Genomic DNA, 23633 nt, shown 5'->3' with positions numbered 1-23633 from the left:
CAATACGCCATGTAACACCTTGCGGGTCGAGCTTGGCGGGGCGTCGGGCAGCGGCACGTCGTGCGACGCTTAGCGCCTGGGCCGGCATCGAAGCATAGTGCTCGGGTCCGCTGTTGCGCGCCAGTTCACGGCTCACAGTTGCAGGTGAGCGCTTAAGCATACGGGCCATGGCCCGTATGCTTGAACCTTGCAGACGCAGGCTGGCGATCGTCAGCCGCTCTTCTGGCTGGAGTTGTCGATATCGTTTTTCCATGGCAACACCTTAAACGAGTCGGGGTGTTGCACTTCAGATTTGAAAACTCGAGGCAAAAGAAAGCGGCTCACACCGCCAGTGCTAGTTTTTGCCTGAGGGCCCCCAACCGGTCCCACGCTTCACACGGCAGTGCCCTGGTTGGTGCTCGTTGCCAACGCTTCATATGAACGCCTCACCCGCTTCAAATGCCCGTACTCGGGCAAGCGACAGCGAATGGCATGTGCCGCCCAGGTGGCAAACTGTGTGTAGGTTGTCGCGTCGTACAAGGTAGCGCTCTTACAGGGTGGAACGCATGCGCTATCGGTCCGAAGTGAAGCGTGCGAGGCACTACGGCCTACACACAGTTTGCCACCTGGGCGGCGGCGGAATATCTGGCACGGCGTGCCGCAACGCGGGCGTATGGAGCAGGTGAGGCGCTCTTTCAATGCGTTGGCAACGAGCATGGGTCACGTGGTTGCTGTGTGAAGTGTAAGAACCTTCGGGGGCCCTCAGGCAAACACAAGAACTGGCGGTGTTAGCCGCTTTCTTTTGCCTACTTTTCTTTGCGGCGGCAAAGAAAAGTAGGTGCCGCCCCGCACAGGGGCGACGCTTGAAGCAAGCCAACAAATCGCGGATGCCAGCGAACCCACAAGCAAACCAACACAGCGTGCGCCACGCAAAGGCAACACTAGAAGCACCAAAGACACACCTCGGATGCCAGCGCGCAACGGCCAGACCCCGACCGCCGCGTCATCCCATTACGCAAAGCTTGCACACGCACCAAACACACGCCATGCGCAGCGTTCACTGCAATTCGCTATGCTGCAAGGCAACACCGAAAAGTCACAGCCAACCATTGGCTAAAGAGAAAGGAGTCAGCATGTCCAGCAGTTCCACGACGCTCGCACGCAGCGACACAGCGGCCGAGCTCACACGCGGCCTCATAGCGCTATTCGCATTCAGTTGCGGCGCGATCGTCGCCAACCTGTACTACGCGCAACCGATCACCGAACTGATCGCGCCGTCGATCCACATGTCGAGCGGCATGGCGAGCCTGATCGTCTCGCTCACCCAGATCGGCTACGCGCTCGGCCTGTTCTTTCTCGTGCCGCTCGGCGATCTGCTCGAAAACCGCAAACTGATGATCGCGACGGCGCTGGTGTCGATAGCAAGCCTCGCCGCCGCGACATTCACGCAAACACCGGGCGCGTTCCTCGCGGTCTCGCTGCTAATCGGCTTTAGCTCCGTCGCGGTGCAGATCTTGATTCCCCTCGCCGCGCATCTCGCGCCAGATGAAACGCGTGGACGCGTCGTCGGCACGATCATGGGCGGGCTGCTGCTCGGCATTCTGCTGTCGCGGCCGATTTCGAGCGTCATCGCGGGTCACTTCGGATGGCGTGTCGTATTCGGCTCGGCCGCCGTGCTGATGGCGATCGTCACGACCGTGCTCGCGCTGACCATTCCGAAGCGCCAGCCCTCGCATCAGGCGACCTATCCGCAACTGATCGCGTCACTCGGCCACCTGCTGCGCACGATGCCCGTGCTGCGTCATCGCGCGCTGTATCAGGCGTTGATGTTCGGCTCGTTCAGCCTGTTCTGGACGGCCGTGCCCGTCGAGTTGACGCGCCATTACGGGCTGTCGCAGACGGCAATCGCCGCGTTCGCGCTGGTCGGCGCAATCGGCGCGACGTCGGCGCCCATCGCAGGCCGGCTCGCGGACGCGGGCCACACAGTACGCGCGACGCTGATCGCGTTGGTGGTCGGCGCGCTCGCCTATACGCCTGGCCTGATTCACCCGGCGTGGGGCGTTGCCGGTCTCGTCGTGACGGGCGTCGTGCTCGACTTCGCGGTGCAGATGAATATGGTGCTCGGCCAGCGCGAGATTTACGCGCTGCACGCCGCGAGCCGCAACCGCCTGAACGCGCTCTATATGACGAGCATCTTCGTCGGTGGCGCGATCGGTTCGGCGCTTGCCAGCCCGCTCTACGATCACGGCGGCTGGACGCTGGTGGCAAGCGTCGCGACGGCGTTCCCGGTGATCGCGCTCGCGCATTACCTGGTGATCGGCCGCCCGCATGCAGCGGGCCACGCATGAAGATCTGAACGGCCTCTCATTCGACAGCCATCAACAAAAACGGCGCGAACCGGCTCAACTGATCTGCCGGTTCGCGCCGTTTTGCTTGCAGCGCGTGCGTTGCTTGTGAGTCGCCTATGCGCTTATTCGTGCGCGCCGAGCGGCTGAGGCAACGGCCCTGCGTCGTCCTCCTCCATCCGCGCGCTCTCGCCTGCTTTCATCCGTGCGCGCTTCGACCACGTCGCCGTGAGAATCGGCACGAGGATCGCGGTGACGAGGCACGCGGTCGCGACCATCGCCGTCGCTGCCGGCACAACCGGCTTGAAGTGCGGAATCATCTCGCCGATGATCGACGGATTGGCGACCGCCGCGCCCGCCGTCGACGATGCCGCGAGACCCGCCGCGCCATTGCCACCCGCGATATAGCGGTCGGCGAGAATCAGCGGAATGCCCGTGATGACGATCACGCCCAGCCCGAGCAGCACGCCCGGAATACCGCTCTTGACGATCACGTTCAGGTCGATGCCGTTGCCGAGCGCAAAGCCAAAGAACGGAATCAGCGGCACCACGCAGCGGCCGAACAGTTCGCGCAGCGCGCTATCCAGATTGCCGAGCGTGAAGCCGATGACAAACGGCAACACCGCGCCGACGAACAGCCGAGGTTCGAAGAACGCGACGCCCGTCGCGCCGAGAATGATCATGCTGACGAGCGGCCCCGATTCGATCGACATCAGCACGAACGCCCCCGCTTCTTCCTTCGTGCCGTATTGCTGCATCACGGCGGCATAGAGCCCGCCGTTGGTCATGTCCATCGAGGTCGTGATGGCCAGCACCGACAGCCCGGCGAACAACCCTGTCTTGATGCCGTCGATAGGCAGCAGCGAAGACGCGATGATCGTCGCGAGCCACGCGACCAGCATCTTCGTGACGAGCAACGTGCCCGACTTGCGCAACACGGTGCCCGTGGCGCGCAGATCGATGGTTGCGCCCATGCAGAAGAACCAGACAGCGAGAATCGGCACAGTGCCCGTGATCAGGCCATTCGTGAACGACCCAAAGTATTTGCCGGCGCCAGGCGCGAACGAATGCACGCAAGCGCCGAGCAACAGCGGTATCAGCATGAGACCGCCTGGTACGCGGTCGATTGCCTTCTTCAGTTTCATGTCTCCTCCATACGACGCCAGGCCGGTGATGGGAACGGCGGAAAGGTCCGGTATGGTCCGGCTACATCCACCTGTCCGCGGACTATAGCATCGACAAAGGAACGATGTTCCGTTTTTGTTCGCATCGAGATTAATCGTTTACCCTGCTTTCACAATACCTTTCCCGGAATATGGATATTTGAGGTTTTCTTTATTTCGGACCGCCGTTCCGATCATGCTAGACTGCGCCCACAATCAACCCGGACGCGGCATCCAGTGTGTCGCGAAGCAGCGGAGGAGACATGGAAGTCAGGCAGAGCATCAACAGCGAACATGCGAAAACGCTCGACACAACCGGCCTCAGAAAAGAGTTTCTGGTCGAGAAGGTGTTCGAGCCGGATGCGCTTGCGCTCACGTATAGCCATATCGACCGGATCATCGTCGGCGGCGCGTTTCCGCAGACGCGTGCTGTCGAAGTACCCAGTTCGCTCGGCAAGTCGATCGGTGTCAGCTATCTGCTGGAGCGGCGCGAACTCGGCGCGATCAATATCGGCGGCGACGGTTGGGTCGAGGCGGATGGCAAGCGGTTTATCGTGCGCAACGAGGAAGCTATCTATGTCGGCAAGGGCACGCAGTCGCTGACGTTCGGCAGCGACGATCCCGCGCATCCCGCGAAGTTCTATCTGAACTGCGCGCCCGCGCAGGCCACGTATCCGACGCGCACCATCACGCTCGCCGAAGCCTCGCCGCAAACGCTCGGCGATCCCGCAACGAGCAACCGCCGCACGATCTACAAGTTCATCGTTCCCGAAGTGCTGCCCACCTGCCAGCTGTCGATGGGCATGACCAAGCTCGAACCGGGCAGCCTCTGGAACACGATGCCTTGCCACACGCACGAACGGCGCATGGAGGTGTATTTCTACTTCAACGTCGCCGACGATGCCGCCGTCTTCCACATGCTCGGCGAGCCAACCGAGACGCGGCATATTCTCGTTCACAACGAGCAGGCCGTGATCTCGCCGAGCTGGTCGATTCACTCGGGCGTCGGCACGCGCGCCTATACGTTCATCTGGGGGATGGTCGGCGAGAACCAGGTGTTCAGCGACATGGACCATCTCGCCGTGCGCGATCTGCGCTAATGCAACGCAGGCTTTCATCGAACAGGAATCGCGCATGACTACGCATCCTTCGCACCCTCCGCATCCTTTCGATCTCGGCGGCAAGGTCGCGCTTGTCACGGGCAGCAACACGGGACTCGGCGCGGGCATGGCGCGTGCGCTCGCGGCTGCGGGCTGCGACATCGTCGGCGTGAGCCGCTCGGACGACAGCGACACCGCGCAACAGGTGAAGGCGCTGGGACGCCGCTATGTCGGCGTGAGCGCCGACCTGTCGAACATCGCGCCCATCGACGACATCGTGCGCGCCGCACTCGAATCCTGCGGGCGCATCGACGTGCTGGTGAACAATGCCGGCATCATCCGGCGCGCGGACGCGCTCGCGTTCAGCGAGGACGACTGGGATGCCGTGATGAACGTGAACCTGAAGAGCGCGTTCTTTCTTGCGCAGGCCGTCGCGCGGCATTTCGTCGAACAGGATAAGCGCGGCAAGATCATCAACGTCGCGTCGATGTTGTCGTTCCAGGGCGGCATCCGCGTCGCGTCGTACACGTCGTCGAAAAGCGGGATGCTCGGACTCACGCGCCTGCTGGCCAACGAATGGGCGGCGCGCGGCATCAACGTGAACGCGATCGCGCCGGGCTACATGGCAACGTCGAACACGGCGGCGCTGCGGGACGACGAGCAGCGCAACAGCGAGATCGTCGCGCGCATCCCGGCGGGACGCTGGGGCACGCCCGACGATCTCGCGGGCCCGGTCGTGTTTCTTGCGTCGGCGGCTTCGGACTATGTGCATGGCCACACGCTCGCTGTCGACGGCGGCTGGCTCGCGCGGTGATGTGATTTGATGTGAATTGCGCGGCGCACGCGGTATATTTCGGCGATCAGCAACATCGTTGTGGAAAGACGCTGCGGGCAACCGCTGCGCAGACACTATGGCAGCCATCGACAAACTCAAGACCACGGCCGCCGCGCCCCGCAAGCGCGCCGCCGCCCCGCTCATGTCCGACGTGGACGCCGCCGATAAAGGCGAATCGTTGTCGTCGATCGCACGCGTGTTCGCGATTCTCGGCGCGATTGGCGACAGCGGGCAGATTGGCATCAGCGAGCTATCGCAACGGCTTTCGCTGTCGAAGACGACTGTGCATCGCGTGCTGCAAACGCTGAAGGCGCTTGGGTATGTGACGCAAGAGGTCGAAACCGAGCGCTATCACCTGACCATCCGGCTGTTCGAACTCGGTGCCAAGGCGCTGGAAAGCGTTGATCTCGTGCGCGAGGCTGATATCGAAATGCGCCGCATTGCGGGCGCGACGCGGGAGGCCGTGCATCTCGGCACGTTTGACGAAGACGCGATTATCTATATTCACAAGATCGACGCTGACTATGGGCTGCGGATGCAGTCGCGTATTGGGCGGCGTAATCCGTTGCATAGCACGGCGATTGGCAAGGTGTTGCTTGCGTGGATGGAACCTGCTGAAGCGCGCGAGGTGTTGTCGCATATCGAGTTTCGCAAGTCGACGGCGAAGACGCTCGCTTCCGCCGATGCCGTGATGAGCATTCTGCCGCAGGTGCGGGCGCAGGGTTATGGCGAGGATATCGAGGAGCAGGAAGAAGGTTTGCGATGCCTGGCTGTGCCTGTGTTTGATCGGTTTGGGCGTGTGATTGCGGGGCTTTCTGTTTCGTTTCCGACGATGCGGTGTGGGGCTGATACCAAGTTGCATTACGTGGCTTTGCTCAAGGCTGCGGGGGCTGCTGTGTCGGCGAGGCTTGGGTATCGCGAGCCGACGCAGGAAGCAGCCGAGGTCACGCATCCGGGCTGACACTGAAGGTCACGCATCCGGGCTGACACTGAAGGTCAGCATTTTTTTGTTCTATGCGGATGCGCGGGCGGTTTGGTTTTTTTTGCCTTCGCAAGGGGGGCTGCGCGCGCTGTTTGGTTGTTTTGCCTTTGCGCTGACATCCGTGGTTTGGCTTCGCGGCGCGGTTTTGTTTGGTTTGCTCGTGTTTGCGCTGGCATCCGCGTTACGGTGTCTGCGCTTTCGCTGGCATCCGCGATTTGTTAGCGTGCTTCAAGCGTCGCCCCTGTGCGGGGCGGCACCTACTTTTCTTTGCCGCCGCAAAGAAAAGTAGGCAAAAGAAAGCGGCTAACACCGCCAACATGTCTTCTTGCCTGAGGGCCCCCAAAGGGTCTTACGCTTCACGCGGCAACCACGTGACCCACGTTCGTTGCCAGCGCTCTTGCGATGCGCCTCACCCGCTTCACGCGTCCGCGTTACAGCACGCCTTGCCAGGTAGTCCACGGCCGCCCAGGTGGCAAACTGTGTGTAGGTCGTAGTGCCTCGCGCGCCTCACTTCGAACCGATAGCACATGCGTTCCACCCTGTAAGAGCGCCAGGCTCTACGCCGCGACAACCTACACACAGTTTGCAACCTGGGCGGCACATACCATTCGCTGCCATTAGCCCATGCACGGGTATTCGAAGCGGGTGAGGCGCTCATTCAAAGCGCTGGCAACGAACCCGAACAGAAATGCTGCCGTGTGAAGCGTAAGACCCTGTGGGGGCCCTCAGGCAAGAACTAGCACTAGCGGTGTGAGCCGCTTTCTTTTGCCTACTTTTCTTTGCGGCGGCAAAGAAAAGTAGGTGCCGCCCCGCACAGGGGCGACGCGTGAAGCACGCTAACAAAACGCGGATGCCAGCGAAAACCCATAAAAACCAAATCGCCCGCGCCGCGAAGCCAAACCGCGGATGCCAGCGCAAAGGCAAAAAAACCAAACCGCCCACGCCGCACAGGCGCAAAAAAAACTCACTGCGGGGAACCCCGCAAATACTCCCCAAGAAAATCAACAAACGTCCGCAGCTTCACGGAAAGCTGATTCCGCTCAAGATAAATCGCATGAATATCCGCCCCGGGCAACGCCCAATCAACCAAAAGCGGCACGAGCGCGCCCCGCTCCAGATACTCCCCAATCTCCCACTGCGAACGCACAACAACACCACGCCCTTCAAGCGCCCAGTGCAGCACAGCACTACCATCATTACTCGCCAGCGGCCCATCCACCTTCACAGTCTCCACGCGCTTGCCGCGCGAAAAATGCCACGTCCCATAAGCCGACTCATTCTCGCGCAGCACAATACACGCATGCCGCGTCAGATCATGCGGCAGCAAAGGCGTCCCATGCCGCTTCACATATTCGGGCGACGCGCACACGATGCGCCGGTTCTTCATCAACAAACGTGCATTGACACGCGCATCAGGCACCTCCCCAAACCGGATGCCAAGATCAAAACCCTCTTCCTGCAAACTCATCGGCCGGTCGGTCAGATGAAGCTGAATCTTCATCGACGGAAAACGCCCAACGAAATCGGAAATCGCAGGCGCAATCCGCGCACGACCGAAACCGAACGAAGCATTCACACGCAGCAACCCCGCCGGCTCAGCGCGGCTGCGCGTCACCAGTTGTTCGAGTTCCTGCAGCTCGTCGAGTATCCGCGAACCGTTCGCGAGGTATAGCTCGCCTTCCGGCGTCAGGCTCAAACGCCGCGTCGTGCGGTTCATCAGGCGTACGCCGAGCCGCCGTTCGAGTTGCGCCAGGCGCTTGCTGACAGCCGGCGGCGTCACGCCAAGCTCGCGCGCCGCCGCCGCCAGATTGCGATGCCGCGCGACCAGCGCAAACAGATTCAGATCCGAAAAGCCGTCCATTTCACTGTCTCCCAACGTCCGTCACGATTCGTTCCTTCAAGTTACGACCGGAATGCATTTGCGGAAACCCTATCTCTCAAGGCATCAATTAGACTCGATTCAACCTTGGGAGACAACGATGTTCGAAAGATTCACCGATGCGTCGGCCCGCATCGACGGCATCACGATTCACGCAATCAAGGGCGGACGCGGTCCCGCGCTCCTGCTGTTGCACGGCCACCCGCAGACGCACGCAATCTGGCACAAGGTCGCGCCCGCACTCGCCGAGCGTTTCACCGTGATCGCAGCCGACCTGCGCGGCTACGGCGACAGCGGCAAGCCACAAGGCACGGAGGATCACGCGAACTACTCGAAGCGCCGCATGGCGCTCGATCAGGTTGAATTGATGCGCGCTCACGGCTTCGCGTCGTTTGCCGTGATCGGCCATGACCGCGGCGGACGCGTGGCCGCGCGCATGGCGCTCGATCACCCCGACGCCGTCGAACGCCTCGTCACGCTAGACGTTGCGCCGACGCTCGCGATGTACGAGAAGACCTCGTTCGATTTCGCTCGCGCTTACTGGCACTGGTTCATGCTGGTGCGTCCCGCGCCGTTTCCGGAGACGCTGATCCGCGCGGACCCGAACCTCTATCTGAAGCAGACGATCGGCGCGCGCAGCGCGGGCCTCGCGCCGTTCACGGCCGAAGCCTACGGCGAATATCTGCGCTGTCTGTCCGATCCCGCTACCGCGCATGGCATCTGCGAGGACTACCGCGCGAGCGTCACGATCGACCTCGAACACGACCGCGCGACGCTCGCCGCGCGTGAGCAGATCAAGTGCGACTTTCTCGCGCTATGGGGCGCGCAAGGCGTGATCGAGCAATGCTTCGAGCCGCTTGTGGAGTGGCGGCCATACGCACCGCAAGTCCAAGGCGAAGCACTGCCCTGCGGCCACTACATCCCCGAAGAAGCGCCGCAACTTTTGCTCGATCGCGTGCTGCCTTTTCTTGGCGCGTGACTCCAACACAAAGAAACATCACATCACCATGTCGAAACGAACCCTCTACCAGAAGCTCGTCGAGTCGCATCTCGTATCGCGTATCGACGAGCAGAACGTGCTGCTGTACGTCGATCTGCATCTGATGAACGAGTACACCAGCCCGCAAGCCTTCAGCGCGCTCGAAGCGCGTGGCCGCGCGGTGCGCAGGCCACGGCAGCAGCTCGCCGTCGTCAGTCACATCATTCCGACTCACGCCGAAACGCCGCGCGTGATCCGCGACGCCGCATCGCTCGTGCTCGCGCAGAATCTCGGCCGCAACTGCGAGCGCGCCGGCATCCGCCTGCTCGCCGCGAACGATCCGATGCAGGGCATCGAGCACATCGTCGCGCCCGAAATGGGACTCGTGCGGCCCGGCATGGTCGTGCTGTGCGGCGACAGCCACACGACCACATATGGCGCATTGGGCGCGCTGGGCTTCGGCATCGGCACGTCCGAGGTCGAGCATGTGCTCGCGACGCAAACCCTCGTCTATCGGCTCGCGCAGACCATGCGTATCGTGATCGACGGCGCGTTGCCTTATGGCACGTCGTCGAAAGACGTCGTGATCTGGCTGCTCAGCCGGATCGGCGCACAAGGCGCGCGTGGCTATGCCGTCGAGTTCGCAGGATCGACCATTGCTTCGCTGTCGGCGGAAGCGCGCATGACCTTGTGCAACATGACCGTCGAAGCGGGCGCGCGCGCCGCGCTGATCGCGCCCGACGCGACCACCTTCGACTATGTGCGCGCACACGCCAAATCGCTCGACGAAGCCGCGTGGCAAAACGCCCTCGACGACTGGCGCACCCTTCGCTCCGACGACGACGCGCACTTCGACGCCGAACACCGTTTCGACGCGCGCGACATCGCGCCGTTCGTCACGTGGGGCACCAGCCCCGACCAGGCCATCGCAATCGATGCGCGCATCCCCGGCGAAGCCGAACAGCCGTCGCGGGAAGCCGCCGCGTCGCTGCGCCGCGCGCTCGACTACATGGGACTCGAAGCACAACAGCCGCTGGCCGGCACGCGGATCGATCGCGTCTTTATCGGCTCGTGTACGAATGGGCGTATCGAAGACCTGCGCAGCGTCGCGCAGATCGTGCGCGGCAAGCATGTCGCGCCAGGCGTGCGCGCGATGGTGGTGCCCGGCTCGGGCAGCGTGCGCCGCGCAGCCGAACAGGAAGGCATCGCGCAAACGCTGATCGACGCGGGCTTCGAATGGCGCGAACCGGGCTGCTCGATGTGCCTCGCGATGAACGACGACATGCTCGACGAAGGCGAGCGCTGCGCATCGACGACGAACCGCAATTTCGAAGGACGCCAGGGACGCGGCGGCCGCACGCATCTGATGAGTCCCGCGATGGCAGCGGCAGCCGCATTGACCGGCTGCATCACCGATGTCCGCACACTGGAGGCACACGCGCAATGAACCGCTTGACGATCATCGAAGGCACGGCGGCGCCGTTGCCCATCGACAACCTCGACACCGACCAGATCATGCCGAAGCAGTTTCTGCGCATCGTCGACAAGGCCGGTCTTGCAGATGGATTGCTGTACGACCTGCGCTTCGATGCGCAAGGCGTGCCGCGTGCCGACTGCGTGCTCAACCAGCAAGCCTATGACGGCGCGCGCATCCTGATCGGCGGCGCGAACTTCGGCTGCGGATCGAGCCGCGAGCATGCGGTGTGGGGCTTGCAGCAATACGGCTTTCAGGCGGTGATCGCGCCGAGTTTCGCGGAGATTTTCTATTCCAACGCGATGAACAACCGTCTGCTGCTCGTGCAACTCGAACGCGACGCAATTGATGCACTCGTGCAGGCTTCGACCCAAACGCCTGAATCGAAACTTCGCATCGATCTCGAACGGCAAACCGTGACGGCTACGCAAGGACAGACCTACACGTATCCGCTCGGCGCGCGCCATAAGCGCATGGTGATCGAAGGCATGGACACGATCGACCTGACGCTTGCGTCCCTGGCCGACATCGAAGCGTTCGAGCGCGCGCATTTTGCACGTCGCGCATGGGCACAGGTGCTATGACAGCCACGCGGCACTCGCCGTAGCGGCTTCACCCTTTCACATTCAGACACGCCGATTCCCTTCCGACTGCAGAAGGGAACGGCCCCGCTTTGCCCCGACAAACGGAGGAGACATGAAGCGCAAACCGTTCTACAAGGTTCTCTATGTACAGGTGCTGTTCGCCATCGCGGCGGGCGTGCTGCTCGGGCACTTCGCGCCGCATGAAGCCGTCGCGCTGAAGCCGCTCGGCGACATGTTCATCAAACTGGTCAGGATGATCATCGGGCCGGTGATCTTCTGCACGGTCGTGACGGGCATCGCCGGCATGCAGGACATGAAGAAGGTCGGACGCGTCGGCGGCAAGGCGCTGCTGTATTTCGAGGCCGCGTCGACGCTCGCGCTCGCGATCGGTCTGCTCGCCGCGCATGTGCTCAAACCAGGCAGCGGCTTCAACGTCGATCCGGCGACGCTCGATGCAAGCGCCGTGTCCAGCTACGCGGCGCAGGCCGCGCATGGCGACGGCATCGTCGCGTTCGTCATGCACGCGATCCCCGACACCTTCGCCGGCGCAATGACGCAAGGCGATATCCTGCCCGTGCTGGTGATCGCAATGCTGTTCGGCTCGGCGCTGGCCGTGCTCGGCGACAAGGCGGCGCCCGTGACGAACCTGGTCGAGACGCTGTCGAAAGCATTCTTTCGCATCGTGCATATGATCACGAGCCTCGCGCCCATCGGCGCGTTCGGCGCGATGGCGTTCACGATCGGCCGTTACGGCATCGTCTCCCTGCTGCCGATGCTCAAGCTGATCGGCTCGTTCTATCTGACAGCGGCGCTGTTCGTCGCGATCGTGCTGGGCCTGATCGCCCGGATGTGCGGCTTCAACCTGTGGCGCTTCCTCGTCTATATCCGTGACGAACTGCTGATCGTACTCGGCACCTCGACATCCGAGGCGGCGCTGCCTCAGCTGATGGAAAAGCTCGAACGGCTCGGCTGCCCGCGCGGCGTCGTGGGGCTCGTCGTGCCGACGGGTTACTCGTTCAATCTCGACGGCACGAACATCTATATGACGCTCGCCGTGCTGTTTCTGGCGCAGGCGACCAACACGCATCTGACCGTCACGCAGGAAATCACGCTGCTGCTGGTGACGATGCTGACATCGAAAGGATCGACAGGCGTGACGGGCGCGGGCTTCATCATGCTGGCCGCGAGTCTTTCCGTCGTGCCGACCGTACCCGTCGCGGCGATGGTGCTGATACTCGGCATCGACCGCTTCATGTCCGAGTGCCGCGCGCTGACGAATATCGTCGGCAACGGCGTGGCGTCGATCGTCGTCTCGGCATGGGAAGGCGGCCTGGATCGCGACGCGCTTGCCGCTGCGCTCGGACGCCGCGCAAACGATTCAACCGACCCACGCTTCGAGACAACGGCCCCAGCGCAGAACACCGATATCGAAAAAGCATAACCTCGCGTTTTTCCTCATCACACAAATACTGCGCAATGTGCGTTACATCGCATCCGGCCAGGTCGATTGCTGGCAACTTTATTCACATCATGTTGATCGTGCGGACGACGCGATGCGCGTCCGTTACTCGGGGTCGTCCCTGGTAGCCCTGGTAGCCCTGGTAAAGGCGTGCAGCATGGGTGTACGTCAGGTTCCGGCGGGATGCTGATTCGCAGGCGGTCAGCACCGGACAGGCGTACGGAGTTGTGTTTGCCGTATATGACCACCAGCGAGGTAACAACCATGAGAATCAGCACATTGCTCGGGTCTGCGGCGTTGACCGTGGCCTTCGGGCCAGCCCTTGTGTCCGCCACTGCGTGGGCTGACGGGCCGCGGTCAGCCTATGACAATGGCGGCACGAACGAAGCTTCGCTCGATCCGGGCGAAGAGCAGATGACAGCCGACGAGGAAAACAAGGCACGCCTGAAGGATCTGAGCGACGCCTATCACAGCGGCTACAACGCCCGCGCGAAGGAGGATGCCGATACTTACGCTTCCTTGCGCGAGCAGTTGAAGCGCACGTCGAAGGCCAATGCGCAGCAACCGCCGCCCTTGCCGTCCGAGATGCCCGCCGACGACGGCGCGCAGGTGCGGCGCGTGAACCAGCCGCGCGTCGCGCAGCGGCAGTTGCAGGCGCAAGCAGCTTACGACGATGACGATGCCGCGCCCGTGCAATATGCACCCGCGCCGCCGCCGCGTCCGCGCTACCGGCCCGCGCCCGTCGTCTATACGCAGCCGCCGATGTACGACGGCCCTTCGCCGGAAGAGATGCAAACGGTGGTGTTCCAGCCGTATCAGCCGCCGCCCGTGCAGTACGTGCCTGTTTACCACCAGCCTGTCTACGTGAGCCAGCCGGTCATGCCGATGCAGTATGCGGCGCAGGTGCCCGTGTACCGCCAGGGCTATTACGGCTACCGCGGTTACGGCTGGTAGTACGAAGCAGAGTGTGTTGTCAGCATGCCGCGCCTTCGCAAGAAGGTGCGGCATGCGCACGTCCATGCGCAGCGCCGCCATCCATCACCAGCCGAACTTCGCCTCCACACCCACATAGTCCGCATTGCGTGCCCCTAACGCGCGTATCGAATCGCCGACTTCGAAGTGCACCGCTTCCAGCGCGAGCGCAACATTCGAACTGACGAGCCAGTCGGCGCGAACCTGTGCGTACATACCCGTCCAGCGCGTGCCCTTGCCTGCCGTGCCCGGCACCACTGCCGAACCCTGGCCGTAGATGGCGTCCGCCGTCGTCGCGCGCCACTGGAAGCCGAGCGCCGTCAACAGCGTGACCTTCGGCGTCACCTTGAAAGTGATCGACGGCTTCACGTGGATCAGGTTGCTATAGCCCGTGTACCCCGCCAGCGTGAAGTAGTAGCCGTTGGGGAACAGCGGGTTGAAGGTTCCGACGCGGCCGTCGCCCGGATGCCGGTCGCCCGATGCGCCGTCCACCTGCAAGCCGAGCCGCGGCGAGCCCGCCACCGATGCGAACGTATAGCCGCTCAGCACGCCGAACGCCCACGCGCCGATCGTGTCGTTGCCGACGTGGCCCGTCTGCACCATCGTTTCAGCGTCCCAGTCGAACGGCGCGACCTTGCCCGCGTAGCGCACGTCGAACACATCGCGATGCTCGGTGCCCGTCGCATCGAGAAAGTGCGCGTTGTCGCGGTTGTAGCGCGACCAGTACGCGGACAGATCACCCGGTCCTGTGTTTGCTCGCTCGACGCGCACGCCGCTGAACGTCAGATGGCGATTCGACACATCGTCGAAGGCCGTGACGTCGCGGTACTGCACCGGCTGTGTCAGGTAGCCGATGAAGCGCCATTTGTCGATCTCATAGTCGGCCCACAGCGCGTCATATGCCTGGCGCACGTTCGGCCCGTCGCGCACCGACACGAAGCGCTGCAAGTCGAACGCCATCTCCTGGCGGCCGACGCGCGCCTTGAACGTGCCGCCGCCCACGCCATAGACGAACGCGACGAACGCCTGCTCGATATCGAGCGGATTCTTGTCGACGGGTGTGACGGAATCCTTGCCGAAGGGACGCGCGTCTTCGAGCTGAAAGAACGCCTGCACATGCTCGCCGATGTGCGCGTCGGCATGCACCTGCGCACGCTGGATCACATAGCTGTCGGGCCGCGCGCTGCCGAGCCCGAACAGCGGCGTGTTGTTCAACTCGAAGCGCTCACGCAGGGTCGCGCCGAGCGACAGATACGTCGACGGATCGCCGCCTAAAGGAATGTACTTGAGCGCGTCGAACGGCTTGCGCGGCACGCACGGCAACGCCAGCACCGACCAGTCTTCCTGCCAGCGGTTGAACGACAACGACGACGGCCGCTTCGCGCTGCATTGCGATGCGTCAACTGCGTTTGCTTTCGTCGTGCTTGTCGCTGCCGTGTCGGCGGCGAGCGCGTTCGCGCCGTCCGCCAGACCGCAGACGGCGAGCGCTGCGCAAGCGGCAGCTCGCTTCGCGCTTTTGATTGAACGACGCACCGTCACTTCTTCGCTTCGTGAATCTCGGCGACGTAGCCGCCGGGAAATTCGACCATCGCGCTGCGCCCTTCGACCGTGCTGCTCGCGGGCGACAGCACCTTCACGCCGACGCCTTGCGCCTTGGTGAGCGTCGCGTCGAGATCGGCGACCTGATAGCCCGTCGTCTCGCGGCCATACGGATACGGCAGCTTGCCGTCCGTCACGAACACCAGCATGTTGCCGAAGCCCGACGCGATACGCACGCGCCGGATCGTGTCACCCGGCCGGCCGATTTCGCTGCCATCTGCACGACGGTTATCGGAGACGACCTTGCCATGCGAGAAGCGCACGAAACGCTTGATGAAGTTGTCGGCGGCCTGCGCGGACACATAGACGCGATTGTCCGGCACCGTTTCGAGCGGACCATACGAAGGCGCCTTCGTGTGCCAGTACAGCTGCATATAAAGACCGCCCGGCCACTGGATGACCGCGTCCTTGCCGATCGGGTCGTCGAACGTATCGACGATCACATCGGCGCCCGCTGCGCGCGCGGCACGCACGGCCTTGTCCATATCGGTGACGAGATAACCGGTACGCTCCCTGCCGAACGGATACGGAATCGGCGTCTGGAACGCGAACACCGACAACATGCCGACAGGCGTCTGCACGTATTGCGAAGCCGTCTTGCTCGGCGTCGGCGTGACCGTGAACACGGCGCGCGGCGAAGCCTTGCCGCCGAACGTCGCGACGAAGCTGTCGACGAACGCATCGATGTCCTGATTCGACACATAGACGTGCGTCGTGTCGTACTGCGGTCCCACGGACACGACGGGCGTGCTCTTGCCCGCGTTCAGATGGTCGGCTTCCGCGAAAGCGGGCGAGCCGGCCAGCGTCACGCCGAGCGCCGCAATCGCGACGACAGCGGCGCGCAACAATCGATACATCTTGACGGTACTCATGAAAACACTCCTTGCTGGTAATGGTTGCCGCCGCGTCTCGTCTTGACGCGCGGCGCGATCAGGTTTGCGCGGGCGCTGCGCCCGTGTTTCTCGACAGCGCCGCGAGCACGCACAGCGCGGCGAGCGGCAACAGCAGCGCCCAGAACGACGCGAGCAGATACCCGGCCGCACCCGCGCCTGCGCCAATCGCAAAACCGGCGACGGGCGGCAGCGTGCGCCACAAGCGACTGCGCGCCGCTTGCCGCGTTTTCGCGTCAGCGGGTGAAAACAGCAGATCGAACACGTCGATCACGGCTTGCGTGACGTTGCCCGTCATCACCGTGTTCGCGACGACGGAACGCGCGGTCAGGCGGCCATGCGCGTTCTGCACGCCCATCGCCGCTGCGCCGAGCAGGCCACAGGCGATCGTCAGCGGCGCGTCGGAATCGGTGATGGGCGCGGCCAGCACGCCCGCTGCCATGAAGCCCGTCAGCAGCGCCGCCTGCAGCACGTACAGTGCGCAGGCGCGCACGCCATGTCCGCGCGCAAGCAACTGGTTGTCGAGCACGCGCGCGAGTACGATGCCCGCGACGAACGCGGGAAACGCGAGCCACTTGATCAGCAGCCCCGTTCCCGCGCCCGCCAGGCCCGAGCCGATCAGAATGAAATTGCCCGTCACGTGTGCGGTGAAAAGGCCAAACAGCGCGACGAAGCCAAGCGTGTCGACATAGCCCGCGATGGTCGCAAGCCAGGTGTCCTCGCCAGGCACGTGATCGAGTTGCGCCGCGAGTTGCGCCTCCGCGCCCATGCTCACTGGTCCTTGCTGCATGACGAAGTCGGCTTGTTGCTCGCGACAGAGGGCGCGCTTTGCGTTTGCGCATCGGGCGTGCGTATTTGCGCCTGCACGAACGGAATCGCATGCTCGCCGATCACGATGCCGAGCAATCCTGCGAGCGCGATCAGCGGCGGCGCGGGCGACTGCACGCGCACGAGGTAATACAGCAGGCCGACCACAAGGCCCGCGCCCAAAGAAATCAGGTATGACATGGCTTACTCCTTCATTGCGTCACTGAATCAGCGCGGACAGCGACGCGTGCGCGGCCTCAGTGGCTGCAATCGCAAGCGGCGTGTGCGGAATGCACACGCCTGCGACTTCTACGAGCCGCGCCGCGCGTTCATTCGACTTGATCGATTCCATCGCCTGCGCTCACGCCTGTCGTTGCCCGGACGCATGCGGCCGCAGCGTAAGCCGGTAACGACCCGCGCCGCCGATCGCAATGGTGCCGAACAGGATCAGCAGCATCCACGCGAACTGCCCTTGATCCAGCGTCCACTCGCGATGCACGAGGCCGAGCGCGATCACGCTGACCAGCATGATCGGCAGCGCGGCGAGCCGCGTCGCGATGCCCGCGATCATCAGCAGCGGACACACGACTTCCGCGAAAATCGCAAAGGCCAGCGTCAGCGTCTTGCCGAGATGCAACGGGTCTTCGATCGCGTCGAGCTGGCTCGCGTAGTGGATCGCCTTCGGCAGTCCATGCACGAGCAGCACGAGCACGCTCGCTGTGACGCGTAGAAACAGCAGCGCGGCGTCGGGTGCGGAAAAGCGGTTCATTGCGTGCTTGCACATCAGAACGCAAAGCAGCTGCAACCGAGCGCGCCCCAGAACGAGTTCGCGTCGCCCGCAGGCACGTTGCTGCGCCAGGCCCATCCATGCGCATGACGATGCACACCGCACAGGTTCACACACGCGTCGTTGCACGATTGCTGCAGCGGCGCAGCGGCGGGACGGTAGCGCGCGTAGCCGCCATACTCCGCGACGGGCGACCACGTCGGGCTAACGGGCAGCGCAGGCGGAGCGAAGGTTTCGAACTCGTCGGCGGCATAGACGACGCGGCCGTTGACGACCGTCAACACCGAGGTCAGATGCTTGATCGCGTCTTCATCGACGGTGAAGTAGTCGTCGGACAGCACCGCGAAATCCGCGAGCTGGCCCGGAATCAAAGCGCCCTTGCGCGTCTCGTCATTCGAGAACCACGCGCTGCCGACCGTATAGCGGCGCAGCGCTTCCATGCGGTCGAGCCGGTCTTGCGCCGCGTACATCGGCGTGCCGCCCACCGTGCGTCCCGACACCAGCCAGAACAGCGACACGAACGGATTGAAACTCGCGACGCGCGTCGCGTCCGTGCCCGCGCCAACAGGCAGCCCCGCAGCCAGCATCTGCCGCACAGGCGGCGTGCGCGCAGCGGCTTCCGCGCCATAACGCGCAATGAAGTACTCGCCCTGATACGCCATCCGATGCTGAACCGCGATACCGCCGCCAAGCGCCGCAATACGCTCGATATTGCGCTGTGAAATCGTCTCGCAGTGGTCGAAGAACCAGCGCAGCCCGTCGAACGGCGTGTCCTGATTGACGCGCTCGAACACGTTGAGAAAGCGTTCGATCGATTCGTCGTAAGTCGCATGCAGCCGGAACGGCCAGCGGTTCTGCACCAGCAGCCGCACGACGGCTTCGAGTTCGCTTTCCATCGCGTCCGGCAGATCGGGGCGCGGTTCCAGGAAATCTTCGAAGTCGGCGGCGGAGAACACCAGCATTTCGCCCGCGCCGTTCACCTTCAGGAAGTCGTCCCCGTCGCCGGGCTTCGTGACCTTGACCCACTTCGCGAAGTCTTCGATTTCCTTCTTCGCGTTCTGCGTGAAGAGGTTGTACGCGATCCGCACCGTCAATTCATTGCGCTTCGCGAGTTCCATGATGACGGCGTAGTCGTCGGGATACGCCTGATAGCCGCCGCCCGCATCGATCGCGCTCGTCACGCCGAGACGGTTCAGCTCGCGCATGAACTGGCGCGACGAGTTCATCTGATCGTCGAGCGGCAGCTTCGGACCTTTTGCGAGCGTCGCGTACAGCAGGCCCGCATTCGGGCGCGCGATCAGCATGCCCGTCGGATTGCCACGGCGGTCGCGCTGGATTTCGCCGCCCGGCGGGTTCGGCGTGTCGCGGTCGTAGCCAACGGCGCGCAACGCCGCAGCGTTCAGCAGCGCGCTGTCGTAAAGGTGCAGGATAAAAACGGGCGTATCCGGCGCGATCGCGTTGATCTCTTCGAGCGTCGGGCCGCGCTTCTCCGCAAACTGAAATTCGTTCCATCCGCCGACCACGCGCACCCATTGCGGCGCCGGCGTGCGCGCAACCTGCGCGCGCAACATCTCGAGCGCGTCGCGCAGCGACGGCACGCCATCCCAGCGCAACTCGAGATTGAAATTGAGGCCGCCGCGAATCACGTGAAGGTGCGAATCGTTGAGGCCGGGAATGACCGTGCGGCCCTTCAGGTCGATGCGGCGCGTCGAATCGTTCGCCCATTGCATCATGTCGTGATCATTGCCGCTCGCGACGATCTCGCCTTTCGCGACGGCTAGCGCCGTCACGAACGAGCGCTTGTCGTCCTGCGTCGCTATCTTGCCGTTGTAGATCACCAGGTCCGCAATGCGGGCGGGCTGAATGGGTGCGGTCATCGTCGCTCTCCGTGAATCGTGGTCAGGCGCAATTCACGCGCGACGTCAGCGACGCCGCACGTGAATCAAAACAGAAAAATGCTTGAGGCAATGAAACCCGATCAGCCCGCTTCGCTTGCGTGCTCGCCGAGAATCTGCTTCGCGTAGCGCACGCCGATGCCGTATGCGCTGTGCGCCTTGAAGATGTCCATGCAGCCTTCGTACGTTTCGCCGCGCGCCCAGTCGCGTTGCAGCTCGCACATGAACTGCAGCGAGTTCATCGGCACGGCGCCCGCCTGGACGATGCGTTGCACCGCGCGCTCATGCGCTTCTTCCGTGATGTCGCCGCATGCGTCCGTCGGCACGTAGATCTCGAAGCCTTCGGCCAGCATCTGGATGGTCGGGAACGTCACGCACACTTCCGTCCACAGGCCCGCGATCACGATCTTCTTGCGGCCCGTTGCCTTGATCGCTTCACGGAAGCCCTTGTCTTCCCACGAGTTCATCGACGTGCGGTCGATCGGCTTGATCTCCGGAAACACCGCCTGCACTTCAGGCAGCAGATGGCCGCTGAACGAGTCGGCGGCGATCGTCGTCAGGATGGTCGGCACGTTGAAGAGCTTCGCGGCCTTCGCGAGGATCTGGACGTTGTGCAGGACGGTTGTGCGCTCGTGCGAGTGCGTGCCGAAGAACATCTGCGGCTGATGGTCGATAAGCGCGAGCGCGCATGTGTCGGGCGTCAACAGTTCATGTGCCATGAGTAGCTCCATTTCGCAGGCATGCGAGAGACCCGCACGGTTGCCTGAAGGCAACCGCGCTAGCGTCCGGTTAGTGGATGAATCCAGTCGACGTTGCATCGGCTATGCGGATGCGAACGGCTTCCCGCGCGGCTTATGCGCGAGTTTCACAATGCCGTGCGGGCATTTCGACTTGCGAGAAGGTTAGTGACGGGCGGACTTAAAGTCCTGATGCGCGCCTTAAACGTTATTAAGCGGCGTTATTAAGCACGGGATAGAACGGAGACAACACGCAGCGGTGCGCATGCGGCCGATGCTTCGCGTGCAACGGCGCGTTCGACGCCGTTGCGCTGTTCCCAGTCGAGGGATGTCGCGAACCAGCGTTGCGCGTCGTCGTGACGGCCGAGCTTGCACAGCACGTCGCCCTTGATCCTGCATAGCTCGGCGTAGTACCAGCGTTCGCCGTTGTCGTCGGCGTGGCGCAGCGCGTCGTCGATCGTGATGAGCGCTTTCTTGTCGCGCGACGCCCTCATCAGCGCGACCGCGAGTTGTCCCTGCAAAGGCGAAAGCTGCGCAAGATAGCCGGTTGCGCGCAGCGCGGAGATCGAGGTGGTCAACCGTTCGATCGAACCGACTCCCGGGCTTTCGAGTGTCGCGAGCCATGCGTCGTAGCACGCACAGCACGCGCTCCAGATCGTGAAGCCGAACCGCGTCGACAGTTCATGCAGCACGTCGATGCCATGACGCGCCGCCGCCTGATCGCCGTTCAGCAGCGCAATCGGCACGAGCGCCTCGACGAGCACATAGCAGATGACGATTTCATGGTCGTATTGCGCGGCCGAATCGAAGCAGCGCGCGGCGAGATCGTACGCGCCGCCGCGCTCGCCTTGCACCCACCGCACGCGCGCCAGCGTCGCGCGCGCGACGATGCCGTGATCGATGCGAAAGCCTGTCGTGTGCCAGCGGCTCAGCGGCTTTTCTTCGTATGCTTCGATCATCCGTTCGAGCAATTCGCATGCGCGCGGCTGATCGCCCGCATAGTGCAGCGCGATCCCTTCAACGCGTCCCGACAACACAACCAGCGTTGCGTCGCCGCTGCTGCGCGCGAGATCGCCGAAGCGGCGCGCGAACATCAGCGCATCGCGTGCGCGTCCACTGTATTGATGCCAGTTCCACACGCCCCAGCGCGCCCGCGTTACGTAGTTGGTGTGACCGGCCTGCAACGCCTCGTTCAGCACGAGCGTCCAGGCTTCGTGTGTCTCTGTCAGCGGGCCTTCCGTATAGACGAGCGCGGCGGCGAGCGCCGACATGAGCCGCAAGTGCGCTTCGACGTCGACATTGCCGTCTTCCCGCGCCTCAGAAGGAACGATGCGCAGCGCGGCGCGCGCACGGCTGCAACACTCTTCGACCAGCGACAGGTCATATAGATAAGGCACGGTGACAGCCGCGAGCGCAATGCCCGTCGCGTGATCGCCGCGTTCGCCCAGTGTCCAGTCGAGCGCGGTGCGCAGGTTGCCGAGTTCGCGCGTGAATTCGCCAAGCCACTCGACGACGGGCCGCTCGGCCCAGCGCTTCTGGGCGGTTTCGAGCATCTGAAGAAACAGCACAGCATGCGCACCCGCTGCGGACACGCGCTCGCCGTTGTCGTCGAGTTGCTGGAGCGCGTAGGCGCGCGTCGATTCGAGCAGACGGTAGCGATACGACGAGCCTTCGAAGTCCGTCGTCAGCAATGAGCGCGAGACGAGACCGCTCACGGCATCGAGCGCTTCCATGCGCGTGAGCCCGGCGTGCTCCGCCATCGCGCAGGCGGCATCGAGCGTGAAGCCGTTGACGAACATGCCGAGCCAGCGCAACAGCTTCTGTTCGTCGCGGCTCAACAGACGGTAGCTCCAGTCGAGCGTCGCCTTGAGCGTCTGATGGCGAGGCAAGGCCGTGCGCCGGCCGCCCGTGAGGATGCGGAAGCGGTCGTCGAGATGCTCGGCCAGCAGGCCAATGCCCAGCAAGGCCGCGCGCGACGCGGCCAGTTCGAGCGCGAGCGGAATGCCGTCGAGCCGGCGGCACACTTCACCCATCAGACGAATGCTGGCTTCGTCGAGCGCAAAGTGCGCGCCATCGGCTTGCGCGCGGGCCAGAAAGAAACGCACGGCGGGCGTGCGCAATACATCGGTGCCGGGATCGTCCGGGGTCGGCACGGACAGAGGCGGCACCTGATAGACGATTTCGTCGCGCACGCGCAAGGCTTCGCGGCTCGTCGCCAGTACGCGCATGCGGCTGCCCGCGCCCGTCAGGGACTCCGCAATCGCGGCCACGATCTCCAGCACCTGCTCGCAGTTGTCGAGCACCACCAGCGCCTCACGGTCGCGCCATTCGGCGGCGATCTGCGCGAGCGCGGTGCGGCTCGCGGAGAGCCGGCTGCCCATCGCGAACGCGAGTGCGTCGAGCGCCGACGGCGCATCGCTCACGGCCGCGAGCGGCACGAACACGACGCCGTCGGTGAACGCGTGCTGGATCGCATGCGCGACTTCGACCGCAAGGCGCGTCTTGCCGATGCCGCCCGTGCCTACCAGCGTCACGGCCTGATGGGCGCGCAACGCGGCTGACACGCCGTCGAGCGCATCCTGCCGGCCGATCAACTCCGGCACGCGCGCGGGCAGCGGCCGACGTGAAGGTCGCGCGGCGTCGGCGCCGACCGATACATCCTCTTGCGTGGCGGACGGCACGCTGGCGCCGTCGCACGCGTCGATGTCGTCATGCATGACCAGACGGTAACCACGGCCGGGCACCGTGCGCAGACGCTCGCGCTCGTCGCCGAATGCACGGCGCAGCGCGGAGATATGAACCTGCAGATTGTTCTTTTCGACGACCGTGGTCGGCCAGACGACGCGCATGATCTCGTCTTTCGATACGAGTTCGCCGTCGGCGGCGATCAGCAACGCGAGAATGTCGAACGCGCGGCTGCCGATCGGGACTCTCTGCCCATCGAGACGCACTTCGCGATGATCAAGTGAAATCTCGAGTTGACCGATCTTGATCGTCATCATCTGAAGAGGTGATGTTGAGGACTGTGGAGCTCACAACGCCCGTTGTGCAACGTTGAAAGGCTCACACTATACGACGCCATATCGACATGAGCTGTGACGATTGCAGCCATGACGGCACGAAACGACAAACGGGACCGACTGCAAAGCAGTGTACAACGAACAAAA

The 23633-nt window shown here is 63.5% G+C and carries 21 protein-coding genes; 9 read left to right on the top strand and 12 right to left on the bottom strand.

Annotation, left to right across the window (positions count from 1 at the left end; all coding sequences use genetic code 11):
• Window positions 1–253 (bottom strand): helix-turn-helix domain-containing protein (locus tag BLT65_RS47980; RefSeq protein ID WP_244186574.1); only part of this gene is annotated, 253 nt, incomplete at its 3' end.
• Window positions 254–1112: 859 nt separating this feature from the next.
• Between BLT65_RS47980 and BLT65_RS23975 the strand changes: the two genes are divergently transcribed.
• Window positions 1113–2327: an MFS transporter gene (locus BLT65_RS23975; RefSeq protein WP_091781708.1), complete on the top strand. Its 1215-nt coding sequence runs from the start codon at window positions 1113–1115 to the stop codon at window positions 2325–2327.
• Window positions 2328–2449: 122 nt separating this feature from the next.
• On the opposite strand, the gene kdgT is transcribed toward BLT65_RS23975, so the two are convergent.
• Window positions 2450–3469, bottom strand: coding sequence for a 2-keto-3-deoxygluconate transporter (gene kdgT, locus BLT65_RS23970; RefSeq protein WP_079502687.1), 1020 nt, complete (start codon window positions 3467–3469; stop codon window positions 2450–2452).
• Window positions 3470–3750: 281 nt separating this feature from the next.
• Between kdgT and kduI the strand changes: the two genes are divergently transcribed.
• The 3 genes from kduI (at window position 3751) to kdgR (ending at window position 6383) form a co-directional block, all read left to right on the top strand.
• Window positions 3751–4587, top strand: a complete 837-nt coding sequence (kduI, locus tag BLT65_RS23965) for a 5-dehydro-4-deoxy-D-glucuronate isomerase (RefSeq protein ID WP_091781706.1) — start codon at window positions 3751–3753, stop codon at window positions 4585–4587.
• Window positions 4588–4621: 34 nt separating this feature from the next.
• A complete protein-coding gene (kduD, locus tag BLT65_RS23960; protein ID WP_091781704.1) occupies window positions 4622–5401 on the top strand; it encodes a 2-dehydro-3-deoxy-D-gluconate 5-dehydrogenase KduD in 780 nt (259 codons plus the stop codon).
• A 163-nt stretch (window positions 5402–5564) separates the two neighbouring features.
• Window positions 5565–6383 (top strand): DNA-binding transcriptional regulator KdgR, encoded by an 819-nt coding sequence (kdgR, locus tag BLT65_RS23955; protein WP_229516990.1) that lies wholly within the window; start codon window positions 5565–5567, stop codon window positions 6381–6383.
• Between the two features lie 985 nt (window positions 6384–7368).
• Here kdgR and BLT65_RS23950 read toward each other — a convergent pair.
• Complete coding sequence (locus tag BLT65_RS23950) at window positions 7369–8265, bottom strand: LysR family transcriptional regulator (RefSeq protein WP_091781700.1); 897 nt, start codon at window positions 8263–8265, stop codon at window positions 7369–7371.
• A gap of 118 nt (window positions 8266–8383) precedes the next feature.
• Between BLT65_RS23950 and BLT65_RS23945 the strand changes: the two genes are divergently transcribed.
• The 5 genes from BLT65_RS23945 to BLT65_RS23925 all read left to right on the top strand — a co-directional run bounded on the left by BLT65_RS23945 (window position 8384) and on the right by BLT65_RS23925 (window position 13733).
• A complete protein-coding gene (locus BLT65_RS23945) occupies window positions 8384–9262 on the top strand; it encodes an alpha/beta fold hydrolase (RefSeq protein ID WP_091781698.1) in 879 nt (292 codons plus the stop codon).
• Window positions 9263–9290: 28 nt separating this feature from the next.
• On the top strand, window positions 9291–10709 hold the full coding sequence (gene leuC, locus BLT65_RS23940; protein WP_091781696.1) for a 3-isopropylmalate dehydratase large subunit: 1419 nt from the start codon (window positions 9291–9293) through the stop codon (window positions 10707–10709).
• Window positions 10706–11320, top strand: coding sequence for a 3-isopropylmalate dehydratase small subunit (gene leuD, locus BLT65_RS23935; RefSeq protein ID WP_091781694.1), 615 nt, complete (start codon window positions 10706–10708; stop codon window positions 11318–11320). The genes leuC and leuD overlap by 4 nt, the downstream gene beginning before the upstream one ends.
• A 112-nt stretch (window positions 11321–11432) precedes the next feature.
• The gene (locus tag BLT65_RS23930) at window positions 11433–12761 is read left to right on the top strand and encodes a dicarboxylate/amino acid:cation symporter (protein WP_091781692.1); all 1329 of its coding nucleotides are present in this window, start codon (window positions 11433–11435) and stop codon (window positions 12759–12761) included.
• A 282-nt stretch (window positions 12762–13043) separates the two neighbouring features.
• On the top strand, window positions 13044–13733 hold the full coding sequence (locus BLT65_RS23925) for a hypothetical protein (RefSeq protein ID WP_042314939.1): 690 nt from the start codon (window positions 13044–13046) through the stop codon (window positions 13731–13733).
• 84 nt (window positions 13734–13817) lie between these two features.
• Here the strand turns inward: BLT65_RS23925 and BLT65_RS23920 are convergent, their stop codons facing one another.
• From BLT65_RS23920 to BLT65_RS23885, 9 genes are all read right to left on the bottom strand, one after another.
• The gene (locus tag BLT65_RS23920; protein ID WP_091781686.1) at window positions 13818–15290 is read right to left on the bottom strand and encodes an alginate export family protein; all 1473 of its coding nucleotides are present in this window, start codon (window positions 15288–15290) and stop codon (window positions 13818–13820) included.
• On the bottom strand, window positions 15287–16222 hold the full coding sequence (locus BLT65_RS23915; RefSeq protein ID WP_091781683.1) for a glyoxalase: 936 nt from the start codon (window positions 16220–16222) through the stop codon (window positions 15287–15289). The genes BLT65_RS23920 and BLT65_RS23915 overlap by 4 nt, the downstream gene beginning before the upstream one ends.
• Before the next feature lie 58 nt (window positions 16223–16280).
• Entirely contained in the window at window positions 16281–17030 is a 750-nt protein-coding gene (locus tag BLT65_RS23910) for a YoaK family protein (RefSeq protein ID WP_425273141.1), read from the bottom strand.
• The gene (locus tag BLT65_RS23905) at window positions 17012–17248 is read right to left on the bottom strand and encodes a DUF1427 family protein (protein ID WP_091781678.1); all 237 of its coding nucleotides are present in this window, start codon (window positions 17246–17248) and stop codon (window positions 17012–17014) included. The genes BLT65_RS23910 and BLT65_RS23905 overlap by 19 nt, the downstream gene beginning before the upstream one ends.
• A gap of 19 nt (window positions 17249–17267) precedes the next feature.
• On the bottom strand, window positions 17268–17399 hold the full coding sequence (locus tag BLT65_RS48460; protein WP_255221909.1) for a hypothetical protein: 132 nt from the start codon (window positions 17397–17399) through the stop codon (window positions 17268–17270).
• 9 nt (window positions 17400–17408) lie between these two features.
• Window positions 17409–17816, bottom strand: coding sequence for a DoxX family protein (locus tag BLT65_RS23900; protein WP_091781775.1), 408 nt, complete (start codon window positions 17814–17816; stop codon window positions 17409–17411).
• 14 nt (window positions 17817–17830) lie between these two features.
• The gene (locus BLT65_RS23895) at window positions 17831–19711 is read right to left on the bottom strand and encodes an amidohydrolase (RefSeq protein ID WP_091781675.1); all 1881 of its coding nucleotides are present in this window, start codon (window positions 19709–19711) and stop codon (window positions 17831–17833) included.
• 101 nt (window positions 19712–19812) lie between these two features.
• The gene (locus BLT65_RS23890) at window positions 19813–20448 is read right to left on the bottom strand and encodes a hydrolase (RefSeq protein ID WP_091781672.1); all 636 of its coding nucleotides are present in this window, start codon (window positions 20446–20448) and stop codon (window positions 19813–19815) included.
• Between the two features lie 242 nt (window positions 20449–20690).
• A complete protein-coding gene (locus tag BLT65_RS23885) occupies window positions 20691–23468 on the bottom strand; it encodes an ATP-binding protein (RefSeq protein ID WP_091781669.1) in 2778 nt (925 codons plus the stop codon).
• Window positions 23469–23633 lie beyond the last annotated feature (165 nt).

The organism is Paraburkholderia steynii, from assembly GCF_900100565.1.
GTDB classification, from domain to species: Bacteria; Pseudomonadota; Gammaproteobacteria; order Burkholderiales; family Burkholderiaceae; genus Paraburkholderia; species Paraburkholderia terrae.
The sequence above is the reverse complement of the archived record's forward strand: the minus strand, read 5'-3'. Positions and strand labels throughout refer to the sequence as shown.